We start from the raw sequence: 1,488 nt of genomic DNA, 5'->3' as shown, positions 1-1,488 counted from the left end.
GCGCACGCGCCCGAGACCCTGATCCCCGCACTGGCCACCCGCCTGCACAAGCCCGGCCAAGACCTGCACCCCCTTCTCTTCGGGCCACCCCCCGGCAACGACGCCGCACTCATCGCCCTCGCCGACCAACTCGACGCCCTCGAAAGAGAGGTACGCCACTCATGACGGACCCGACCACCGATACCGGGCCCACCGGAGATCCCCGCAGCTCACGCGCTTCCCTCGAAGCCCTGCGTGCCGAGATCTCCAAGGCCGTGGTCGGCCAGGACCCCGCCGTCACGGGTCTCGTCGTCGCCCTCCTCTGCCGCGGCCATGTCCTACTAGAAGGAGTCCCTGGGGTAGCCAAAACGTTGCTCGTCCGCGCACTCGCCGCGAGCCTCGAACTGGAGACCAAGCGCGTCCAGTTCACTCCCGACCTGATGCCGAGCGACGTCACGGGCTCCCTCGTCTACGACACCCGCACCACCGAGTTCTCCTTCCAGCCCGGCCCGGTCTTCACCAACCTCCTGCTGGCCGACGAGATCAACCGCACCCCGCCGAAGACCCAGTCCTCGCTCCTCGAAGCGATGGAAGAACGCCAGGTCACCGTCGACGGCACCCCGCGCCCGCTCCCCGAGCCCTTCCTCGTCGCGGCCACCCAGAACCCGGTCGAGTACGAAGGCACGTACCCCCTCCCCGAGGCACAACTGGACCGTTTCCTCCTCAAGCTGACGGTCCCTCTCCCCTCCCGTCAGGACGAGATCGACGTCCTCACCCGACACGCGGAAGGCTTCAACCCCCGTGACCTGCGCGCCGCCGGCGTACGCCCCGTAGCGGGCGCCGCCGATCTGGAAGCCGCCCGCGCCGCCGTCGCCAAGACCTCCATCTCCCCCGAGATCACCGCGTACGTCGTGGACATCTGCCGCGCCACCCGGGAATCCCCGTCGCTCACCCTCGGCGTCTCCCCGCGAGGCGCCACCGCCCTGCTCTCCACGGCCCGCGCCTGGGCCTGGCTCACCGGCCGCGACTACGTCATCCCCGACGACGTCAAAGCCCTGTCGCTCCCCACCCTCCGCCACCGGATCCAGCTCCGCCCGGAGGCCGAGATGGAGGGCGTCACCGCCGACTCCGTCATCAACGCGATCCTCGCCCACGTCCCGGTCCCCCGCTGATGGCCCTCACCGGACGCACCGCCCTCCTGGCCGCCCTCGGCATACTCCCCGTCGGCCTGTGGGACCCGAGCTGGACCGGCGTTCTCGCCGTCAACACCCCGCTGGCCCTGGCCTGTGCCTGCGACTTCGCCCTGGCCGCCCCCGTACGCCGCCTCGGACTGACCCGTTCCGGCGACACGTCCGTACGCCTCGGTGAGACCGCCGCCGTCGAACTCACCGTCACCAACCCCTCCGGCCGCCCCCTGCGCGCCGACCTCCGCGACGCCTGGCCCCCCAGCAGCTGGCAGCCAGGATCCGAGGTCGCCGCATCACGTCACCGCCTGGCCGTCCCGCCGGG

Annotated in this window: 1 protein-coding gene and 2 pseudogenes; all 3 read left to right on the top strand. The window is 71.4% G+C overall.

The genetic code is table 11. The annotated features are described in order from the left end of the window. Nucleotides 1–165, top strand: a pseudogene (locus AOK03_RS44155) (DUF4350 domain-containing protein); the annotation flags it as partial. Beyond that, nucleotides 162–1,151 (top strand): AAA family ATPase, encoded by a 990-nt coding sequence (locus AOK03_RS21070; RefSeq protein ID WP_055566867.1) that lies wholly within the window; start codon nucleotides 162–164, stop codon nucleotides 1,149–1,151. The pseudogene AOK03_RS44155 and the gene AOK03_RS21070, both read left to right, overlap by 4 nt. Then, nucleotides 1,151–1,488: pseudogene (locus AOK03_RS21065) on the top strand (DUF11 domain-containing protein); the annotation flags it as partial. The gene AOK03_RS21070 and the pseudogene AOK03_RS21065, both read left to right, overlap by 1 nt.

Source organism: Streptomyces atriruber (assembly GCF_001418325.1).
Taxonomy (GTDB): Bacteria; Actinomycetota; Actinomycetes; order Streptomycetales; family Streptomycetaceae; genus Streptomyces; species Streptomyces atriruber.
This window is presented reverse-complemented; position numbering and strand designations above follow the sequence as displayed.